7 protein-coding genes are annotated in these 9267 nt (G+C 40.3%); 3 read left to right on the top strand and 4 right to left on the bottom strand.

Going from position 1 to position 9267, the window contains the following annotated elements; translation table 11 throughout:
* Window positions 1–46 precede the first annotated feature (46 nt).
* Window positions 47–1984, top strand: a complete 1938-nt coding sequence (locus MHN32_RS22965) for a winged helix-turn-helix domain-containing protein (RefSeq protein WP_239422915.1) — start codon at window positions 47–49, stop codon at window positions 1982–1984.
* 51 nt (window positions 1985–2035) lie between these two features.
* Here the strand turns inward: MHN32_RS22965 and MHN32_RS22960 are convergent, their stop codons facing one another.
* The 4 genes from MHN32_RS22960 to MHN32_RS22945 all read right to left on the bottom strand — a co-directional run bounded on the left by MHN32_RS22960 (window position 2036) and on the right by MHN32_RS22945 (window position 6723).
* Complete coding sequence (locus MHN32_RS22960; protein ID WP_239422914.1) at window positions 2036–3145, bottom strand: alpha/beta hydrolase-fold protein; 1110 nt, start codon at window positions 3143–3145, stop codon at window positions 2036–2038.
* Window positions 3146–3348: 203 nt separating this feature from the next.
* Window positions 3349–3750, bottom strand: a complete 402-nt coding sequence (locus tag MHN32_RS22955; protein WP_102058384.1) for a hypothetical protein — start codon at window positions 3748–3750, stop codon at window positions 3349–3351.
* Between the two features lie 155 nt (window positions 3751–3905).
* Window positions 3906–5810, bottom strand: coding sequence for a S9 family peptidase (locus MHN32_RS22950; RefSeq protein ID WP_239422913.1), 1905 nt, complete (start codon window positions 5808–5810; stop codon window positions 3906–3908).
* A 121-nt stretch (window positions 5811–5931) separates the two neighbouring features.
* On the bottom strand, window positions 5932–6723 hold the full coding sequence (locus tag MHN32_RS22945) for an AraC family transcriptional regulator (protein ID WP_010603751.1): 792 nt from the start codon (window positions 6721–6723) through the stop codon (window positions 5932–5934).
* A 98-nt stretch (window positions 6724–6821) separates the two neighbouring features.
* On the opposite strand from MHN32_RS22945, the gene MHN32_RS22940 reads away from it, so the two are divergent.
* Both MHN32_RS22940 and MHN32_RS22935 read left to right on the top strand, forming a co-directional pair.
* A complete protein-coding gene (locus tag MHN32_RS22940; protein ID WP_239422912.1) occupies window positions 6822–7538 on the top strand; it encodes a type 1 glutamine amidotransferase in 717 nt (238 codons plus the stop codon).
* A 337-nt stretch (window positions 7539–7875) separates the two neighbouring features.
* On the top strand, window positions 7876–8598 hold the full coding sequence (locus MHN32_RS22935) for a hypothetical protein (RefSeq protein ID WP_239422911.1): 723 nt from the start codon (window positions 7876–7878) through the stop codon (window positions 8596–8598).
* The last annotated feature ends 669 nt before the right edge of the window (window positions 8599–9267 follow it).

Here is a 9267-nt window from a genome sequence, read left to right as displayed (position 1 = left end):
GTGATTCGGTAAAACGTGATTTTTTCATAGTTAGTCTCCTGCTTTAATGATTGCAGAAAACTCCAATTATGCATGTCTCATTTTATGGGAAGGTGACAAGACAATCAAATTAGAGGCTAAGGTGCTGGCAGTACTTGAAATACTTTATCAGCATCGCGGCACGCTTGTTACGCAAGAGCACCTACTTAATTCTGTATGGCAAAATACCGTCGTCGCCCCAAATGCCCTTCAACGATGCATCGCTCAGCTTAGAAAACTACTTGGAGATAGTGATAAACGTATTATCCAGACTTTTCATAAAAAGGGCTATCGTTTACAGATTGGGGAGCAGCATACTAATTTAAGCCAAAAGCTGAGAACCTATGCTCTCTATTTCGCAGGTTTCATCATCCTCTTCGGTATATTGTTTAGCTATTCAACTATGCCAAAAGCTAATTTCCAACTTTCAGAGGTTACACCTGTAAGTTACGGATTGGAGTTGGAGAGCACTGCGACACTCACCTCAGGTAGAAGGTTATTATATGTGGCCAGAACACCGCAAGCAGCGGAACTAAAAGTAAAGGATTTGGATTTCCAAACAACTAAGTTAGTTACCCGTGCATTGGATTTTGTTGGCAAACCTCAGCTTAACAAAGAGGGTAAAAAAGCAGTACTCATTGAAACACGCAAAACAAAATCACAAGCTAAGTGTCATCAAGCTATCGTCGTGTTACCAAGATTTGCTGCCAGAAAAGTGATCTCTCCTTGCTTAAATAACGAAGTGCGGCAAGCCTACTGGGTTGGTCATCAAGTGTTACTTATCGCCAATAACGAGTATGCCCTTTTTACTCCGCACTCAGACTCAGTCACATTTACTTCTTTACCTATAGCAGCAACAATTTTAGCGTCCTCATTTAATGAGGATCAACTTACTTTACTCACCCAAGATCCAGATGAAGAGGCTTATCTCTCTAGTTATATGATTAGCAAAGAAAACGAGCTTTTTCTTCTTCAACAAGAAAAATTGTCTGATGTAGAATTAGACCGTTCGTTGATGTTAGTAGAAGGGCCAGATACAACACACATACTTTCAACCGCATCTGCGCTCTATATTTTTCAAAACCTCAAGCTTGTACAAGCCATTCCGGCAATCGGCTCAGAATCGTTTTACATCACTGAATACATTAAAGGTAATAGCTATTTAGCGACACTAGTTCGAGAACAAAAGCAGATTAATATTCAAGACAACCTCTCTACAAGCCGACTTACAATCAGCCACTACGACGAGCTATCAGGGCAATTCCAACCAAGTGGAAATGCCATTGCATTTCTCTCTAATCGTACAGGCACCAATGAAGTTTGGTTAAAGCAAGAACAGCAAGAGATCCCGCTCACCCATAACAAACATATTTCGTCTTTTGTTTGGACAGCCGATGGTAAACAATTGTGGGCAGCATCAAAACAAAGTTTACTGAAAATCAATTTAGTCACTGGCGTTGAAGTTTTTCCTGCTTTATTTGAAAAGCAAATTATAATGCAATCAATTGAAATAAAAGGAAGTAACTACCTTCTCATCAATGATCTTGGCGATGAACAGCTAGTACTTTTCGACCCTGTAACCAACCATAAACAGCCACTTTATCAGGGGCAGGTTCACTGGGCACAAATACAGCAAAACGGTACTGTCTATATAGCCACACCAGATGAGCCAAACTTAAAAGTACTCGTCAACAATTCGCTCAAACCACAGCTAATAACAGACAAAATTACCTTGCATTGGCGTTTTTACCTACGTGGGAATGAGCTGATTATTCCCGACAAACAGGCGACTATCTGGCGCTATAACGTCAACACGCAAGTTTTGGACATATTGGGCAAATCCGACGAGCAGACTCGCTTGATCACAGATGTTCAACTACATCCTTTTAAGGTTTTAGCTGACTCACCAAAAACACTTAGCGCAAACCAAGTTAAAGTAAAAATAACAGAACCAGAAAACCACTAATATAAAGGTGGCTCACACATGTGCGCCACCTTTATATTACTCTTAATAATGCTAAAGCCGAGACAATACTTGTTCAATATACTGCTTGGCTTCTTCATTTTTTTGCTCTGTTGCTAGCAGCAAGGCACGCTTTAGCTGAAGTGTTGCTTGTGTTGTATCGCCCGCATTCAAAAGAGTCTGTCCATAACGTAAATTGTAAATTACAGAGTTAGGCATAGTCGCAAGTAGTTCATCAAGCACGTTTTTTCCAAGTGCTGTATTGCCTTGCGCGAATAAATATTGCCCTAGAGCAAGCTGATTGGCCTTAATATCAATCGAGTACCCATAGCGCTGTTCTAGTTTTTGGTGATATTCTCGCAACCCATTCAGGCCTAATTTTTCAAATTGAGCATAATCTTGAAGCTTTATTGCACCAAGAATATGTTGTAATCCATGTCTTAGCGCTAGCTGTGCGCCAACATGATAATGATATTGACTTAAGTCTTCTAGCATCAGGTGTTGGTGTCGTTTTGAAACGGCAAGCGCAGCAAAAAACGGTCTATTTTCATCAAAGCTGCCAAGGCTGATATATAGGTTATTGGTGAGCTTGCCCTTGGTGATGCTGTCACTAATATCCTCTTTTAGTAGCTTGGGGAGGTGATTCCAAATTGGCGCAGACAATATTGCACCTTGGAAATACCCGGGCATTTCTCCTAATAAATTCAAGGCAATCGCCGCCCTGCTTGAGTACCCTTCAATGACTTTAAACGGCGAAAGATTAAATTGCCGTATTAGTGTTGGTTCAACTTCACTTGCTAACACGCGAGCTAGCAAGGCAAAATACGCTTGGTCAGATAACTTGTCAGCCCCAGCAAAACTCAATTTGGGCACTCGCACGATCACAAGTTGCGGGATAGGTGAAAAACTAGTGTGACTCAGCCAGTCCACTTCAGCTTTCAGTACATCAAAACGGCTCTCTCCCGCAGTTGTATAAAGCGTTGAGTATGGCTCTTTTCGGTTAACATCAAAATCAAAAGGCAAATATATTTGTACATCAACAGGCCCTCCCACTAACTTTGAACTCACAGTGATATGCTGTAATTTTGAGGCTATCTGAGCATGAGTAACTAACGCAAACAACGCGCAATTTAACCACATCAAACTTTTTAAAAGTATTTTCATGCTTTTCTCCATTTTTGGGTAAGCTTATGAAATAAAAACTTTTAAAACTTGATGCATTGCTTATTTTTAATTGATGAATTGCTGATGTGGATCTATCGGAGTTTGTCAGAGGCTAAATATCAGGTGCTAACAAACATGGTTACCTAAGTCGCAACGTTTAGCACAGTGACTATGGTTGTAAAAAGTGATGCTACTAAGGCTTATTAATTTCGCGTATACACGTTAAGCAACGGAAACTTATTTTCCCCGAAAGCCAGTGTGAGTGAAAGCGTTTCTCCGCCATCAAAGCTTTCAGAAAGCTTCATCGGCGCGATCCTTTGCCCGTTAGCTGTTAGTGCCAGCAGGTGTTTTTGTGTTAATGTCCGACGCCCGCTCGATTGATTTTTAATCGTGATCATTGCCCAGCGCTCACCGTTTTCGTTACTCATCAGTACCGCGTTAAGTACCTTGAAGTCACTGATATCTGGGTAAATATTGGCATCATTCGGAAAAGCCAGTTCCATATTGTTAGGCACTACACTATCAATCGTTAACGCTTCTTCAGCTGCCTGTGTATTCACAGCCAACATAAGTAACCAAAAACCACTTATTATCCTTTTAATCATTTAATTTTTCCTTCTATTTTCCTTTGATTAATTCAATATGCCGCCAATTTTTAGGCACATCAATACTTGTACAGCGCCAAGGTTACACTACAAAACAAAAATGCCAGACTACAAACTGTGCGATCTGGCATTTTCTTAACTAGTAGTGACATCAATTATAAAGTTTCTTCTAACCACTTGAAGAATTCACGCTGCCAGACTATTCCGTTTTGCGGTGTCAGTACCCAGTGGTTTTCTTCAGGGAAATAAAGAAAACGGCTTTTCAAGCCTCGTAGTTTAGCGGCTTGGAAGGCTTGCATTCCTTGGCTCAGCGGTACACGATAGTCTTTACCACCATGGATCACGAACATAGGCGCATCCCACTTATCCACATAGCTGATTGGGTTAAACTGATTGTATGCCTTGCTGATGGCCGCATTGTTTTGCTCCCAGTACGCGCCACCCAATTCGTTGTTCACGAAGAACATTTCTTCGGTTGTGCCGTACATACTGCGCAAATCAAAAATGCCACAGTGCGCGATAAAAGTTTTGAAGCGGCCATCATGATTGCCAGCTAAGTAAAACGCAGAATAACCACCAAAACTTGCACCAACTGCCGCGATACGTTTGTTGTCAACGTATGACTCTTTCGCAACATCGTCGATTGCGTCAAGGTAATCTTGCATTACCTTACCACCCCAATCTTGGCTGATATCTTTGTTCCATTTCACACCGTGCCCTGGCATACCACGACGGTTTGGCGCAACCACAATGTAGCCTTGTGATGCCATCACTTGGAAGTTCCAGCGGAAGGAATAAAACTGTGATAACGGCGACTGTGGACCACCTTGAAGGTATAACAGCGTTGGATATTGCTTACGCTTATCAAAATTAGGTGGGTAGATAACCCAAGTTAGCATGTCTTCGCCGTCTTTTGTCTTCACCATTCGCTTTTCAACGTTCGGTAAATCCAAATCAGCATAAAACGCCTCATTCACATTTGTCAGCGCAACAAGCTTTTTACTATTCAGATCAAAGCGGAAGATCTCTTTTGCTTGATTCATGCTATTGCGAGTAACCACTAACTGATCATCTAAGGCAGCGACAATGCTATTTACATCAAACATGCCCTTAGTTAGCTGCTTAATTTTTGGATTAGCTTTGGTTTTGGTGTTCACCGCTACTTGAAATAGCTGGATTGTTCCGTCAACTGGTGCAATAAAATAAATATGCTTACCATCATGACTCCACTCAAAACTGCTTACCGTGCCGTCCCAATGCGCAGTTAAGTTGACTTCTCTGTCACCCAACTTAACGATAATGTCATTTTTATCCGCCTCGTTACCCGCTTCATCCATACGTAAGAAAGCCAGCAACCCTGTCGATGAGAACTCAGGGCTTTTATCATAACCCAAGTTTTGCTCGGTTAGATTGGTGGTTTTCTTACTGGCTAAGTTATAACGATAAATATCTGTGTTGGTGCTGCTCGCATATTCTGCGCCAGTCAGCTTTTTACTGACGTAGTAGATATTTTCACCTTTAGGGCCCCAAACATAATCGCTTGAACCACCAAATGGTGACGTCGGACTATCAAAAGGCATCCCTTTCATGATGTCGACTTTTTCTTCAGTAGTCAGGTCCTGATAGAACACATGTTTGACACTGCCGTCTTTCCAGGTATCCCAATGGCGGTAATTTAAATCATCAAACACATAAGCATCTGCTTGCGTAAGTGCTTTATGTCTATCCGTCGCCAACACAGCTTCAACATTGACGGTGTCATGAAATAGTTTTTTGCTGCCATCTGGCGAAATGTTGTCGTCTGACAATATCCCTTGATATGCGCTTAAAAGCTGGGACAGCCCACCCTTTAACGGCACTTGATAAACTTTGCTATCAAAGTCATTGTTTTCAACACTAGGAGTTGTAACTCGATAAATCACATGGGTTTTGTCTTTAGATAACCCAAGCGCACTCACGCGCTTTACTTGCCAAAGCTTGTCAGGGGTCATTACCTCTTTGGCAACCAACCCAAAACTTGGTGCTAATCCTAAGCTAGCACATAAAAGAATTCGCAACATCGCGAAATGCCTCCAATAATCAAATCCCACCTAGACTACATAAAGCGGGAAGAACTTAAAAGCATTCGCGATAAGATACTTTCGTCTCTAGCGCAAGTCACGAGCAAGCAGCAGAAGTTGCTCAAAATAAATTTACGTTGTGCTGTAAGTTGGCAATTCGGTATTTTCTGGGTGTTTGGTTAAACAATTTCTTAAACGCTTGCACAAACGCAGAGTCAGAAGCGTACCCCAACTCGATAGCAATTTCCTGTATGCTCTTTTGCGACTCTAACAATTGCAAAGATAAAACTAACCTCACATTTTGTCTCCACCGTGAAAATGATTGGGAAAACTCTCTTGAGCACAATCGCGACAAAGTGCGCTCAGAAGCGCCCACTTTTGTTGCCCATTCCTTTAAAGTAAATGGTAGATCCGGTTGCTCTTTAAGCTGTAAGAAAATGGATAAAAGACGTTTATCGGTAGGTATGAGCAAAGGTATTTCATAACGGTTTGCGATCTCGATCTGATCTCGCAATACCGTTAGCAAATGTGTGATATTGGACTCTGCTTGAGTGAGCGTCTCGTTTTCAAATAGAAGCAGTATTAATGCTTTAATAAATGGCGTTACCAGACAGGATTTTGGTTTGTCTCCATACTGAACATATTTGTCGGGATTAAGGTAAATCGCCAAAAACTGTGTATTTGTAATCGCTATGGATTTATGCACTGTATTTGCGGGTATGTAGAGCATGCCATTGTGAGGAACAATCCCGCTTTTATCGCCGATACTTGATTGCAGCAGCCCCTGCAAAGGAAACACAATTTGATGCCACAAATGTGAGTGAAAGTCATCAATATAACCAGAAGCCATATTCGTCGTTTTGGTTATGATTTGTTTATTAGGTGAACCTTTGATGAGGTCATTAGCTTGCATCTTGGCGACTTATCAACATTAAACGTCTGTTAGTATAAATTACGCCATCCAAATTTAATATACCATCTACAGCCTATCGTTAATTACAAGGCACAAAGATGCATATTCACTTTATCGTTCATGAACATTTTGAAGCGCCCGGCGCCTATGAATCATGGGCAAATAAACGCGGTCATACCATTACCTATTCGCGAGTTTATCAAGGAGAAGCGCTCCCAAAAAATATCGAAGGCTTAGATTTTTTGATTGTAATGGGAGGACCTCAAGATCCGTCAACAACTATTGAGCAATGCCCACACTTCGATACAAAAGGTGAGCAAGAGGTCATCTTGAACTCGATTACCGCCGGAAAAGTCGTGCTTGGTATATGCCTAGGGTCGCAACTCATTGGTGAAGCATTAGATGCAACATTTGAACCTAGCCCTGAACGTGAAATAGGAAAATACCCGATAACCTTGACGGAAGCTGGGATGACACATCCATTATTTAGTCATTTTGGAAAAGTGTTGGATGTCGGTCATTGGCATAATGATATGCCGGGGCTCACCAATGGATCACAAGTGATTGCATATAGCGCGGGGTGCCCAAGGCAAATTGTCGCCTACAGAGACCTAGTATACGGCTTTCAGTGCCATATGGAATTTACCAAAGATATCGTCGCATTACTGATTGAAAATGACGACCTCAGTGACGCTTTACAGTATCGATTTGTAGATGAGCCAGACGTTTTACTGAGTCATAACTATGACGAAATGAACCAAAAACTGTATGGTTTTTTAGATAAGTTAGAAAGCTTTTATAAATCACAGTCCTGAGCGTTAATTATATTATTTAACCTGCCTAATTGCTCAGGCTAGCGGCCTCTGTACGTCTAAAAAATATAATTGCTTATTAAGGCTAATTTAGGTGTAATGAAGACATAATAAGCGCTGAGCAATGCAGGGAAAGCTTACATAACACTAGCTAAACTGATTACACTAGCTAGGAAAGTGAAAGCCTCCAAAAAAGCCTATTTTTTCTAAGTAAGCCATAGTATAAATGACACCTGCTCTGACATACCGAGCAGGTGGTGGCTCAGTCCAACAAGCGATTATGCAACACAAACATCGTGTTGCATAAATACTAAAGTGTTATGTTTCTTAGTTAGGTCGTATGAATAATCAAAATTTGATTGATGTATTAAGCTCAATTCAGTTCAAGCAATCTCTTGATTTAACAACTTACATAGTTGTTGGAGTTTGTGCTGGTTTTGGTGGTTGGTTAGCATCTTACTTTAAAGAAAAAGGTAAGAACTATGCCAACAAAGAAGATTTTATTGAGTTAAAGAGCCAACTTAGTCAAAACACAAGTCTTGTTGAGGGAATAAAAACTAAGCTGTCCAACAAAAGTTGGATCTCTCAACAGGTATGGGTAAAAAAGCAAGAAGCATACGAAGTTGTATTTGAGCTTTTATTTCATGTTAAATGCTATGTGTCACACCAGCTTTCAGAGTATGAAAAGTGGGAGTATATTAATCATCAACATCCATATATGTCTCATTACAATCACGATGATGGAACTCTATTAGAGCAATGGAATAAAGAAAAAGCTGAATACAAAGAAAAAGCAAATGACCCTACAACAAGAGAAGAAGCTGAAAAGTTAAAAATAAAATATGAAGAAGCATTATCTTCGCTGTTTCAAATTATCGAAGTTAAATCAATTTATCTTGATACTAAGGTAGAAGACACGATAAAAAATTTGAAGTCTGAATTATCAAAGACAGATGAGCACGAAGAGTGGGATGATCACTTTTACCGAATTTCTCGTGAAACTAGCAGTGCTATAGAACAGATTAGAAAAATAAGTAAATCAGAGTTGAACATAGAAACATAACATGCCCATAAAAAATGACGTCAAGTGCTTGGCTGCCGCTCATTCTTCGAGGCAGTAACTAATTTTGTGTAACTACTTATCAACAATTACTCATAAGTAAGGGGCTAACACAGACACCCATCACAATTCGCATCTATATTATGATGAGTGTCTGCTATCTGATCTGTTTGCTACTATGCAACATAAGCTGCATGTCACATAAATATTAAAATGCTAGCTTTTTTGTGCATGGCAAATATCTGCAGATTTAAAAATCGAGATTTGAAATATATTAAGGATGAATGGGATGAACATCTCAGGTAAGCATATCATAATTGTAGTAAGCCTCTCGTTGGCCGGTTTATGGGGATATGGGTATTCACTCGCGTCAACAGATCTTGAAGAAGGATTAAGTATATTCGAAGCAGGGTTTACACATAAATCACTCAATCCATTATCAGCAATGGGCTATAAAACTAGACTAAATAATTCAAGGTCATGGCGGAATCACATAAATAAAATAAATTGTGAACGTGAAAACCGTAATTTCATTAAGCCCTTATATACTCGAGAAAAACATGGAAGTAGATGGTATTGTCCACTTCCCCTTTAATGGCACACCTCTAAACTGGAGTTTTCCAACTTAGTGCGGTAAATCGCCGGAGGCAAGTTACCAAGGCTCTCATGTGT

It is taken from the genome of Pseudoalteromonas sp. Of11M-6 (genome assembly GCF_022347905.1).
GTDB lineage: Bacteria > Pseudomonadota > Gammaproteobacteria > Enterobacterales > Alteromonadaceae > Pseudoalteromonas.
Note: the sequence above shows the minus strand (reverse complement) of the source record. Positions and strands in the feature narration are given on the sequence as shown.

Excerpts from the sequence above, each read along its gene's own strand:
- MHN32_RS22965 (WP_239422915.1), top strand. The coding sequence starts at position 47 with ATGATTGCAGAAAACTCCAATTATGCATGTCTCATTTTATGGGAAGGT.
- MHN32_RS22960 (WP_239422914.1), bottom strand. The coding sequence starts at position 3,145 with ATGAAAATACTTTTAAAAAGTTTGATGTGGTTAAATTGCGCGTTGTTT.
- MHN32_RS22955 (WP_102058384.1), bottom strand. The coding sequence starts at position 3,750 with ATGATTAAAAGGATAATAAGTGGTTTTTGGTTACTTATGTTGGCTGTG.
- MHN32_RS22950 (WP_239422913.1), bottom strand. The coding sequence starts at position 5,810 with ATGTTGCGAATTCTTTTATGTGCTAGCTTAGGATTAGCACCAAGTTTT.
- MHN32_RS22945 (WP_010603751.1), bottom strand. The coding sequence starts at position 6,723 with ATGCAAGCTAATGACCTCATCAAAGGTTCACCTAATAAACAAATCATA.
- MHN32_RS22940 (WP_239422912.1), top strand. The coding sequence starts at position 6,822 with ATGCATATTCACTTTATCGTTCATGAACATTTTGAAGCGCCCGGCGCC.
- MHN32_RS22935 (WP_239422911.1), top strand. The coding sequence starts at position 7,876 with ATGAATAATCAAAATTTGATTGATGTATTAAGCTCAATTCAGTTCAAG.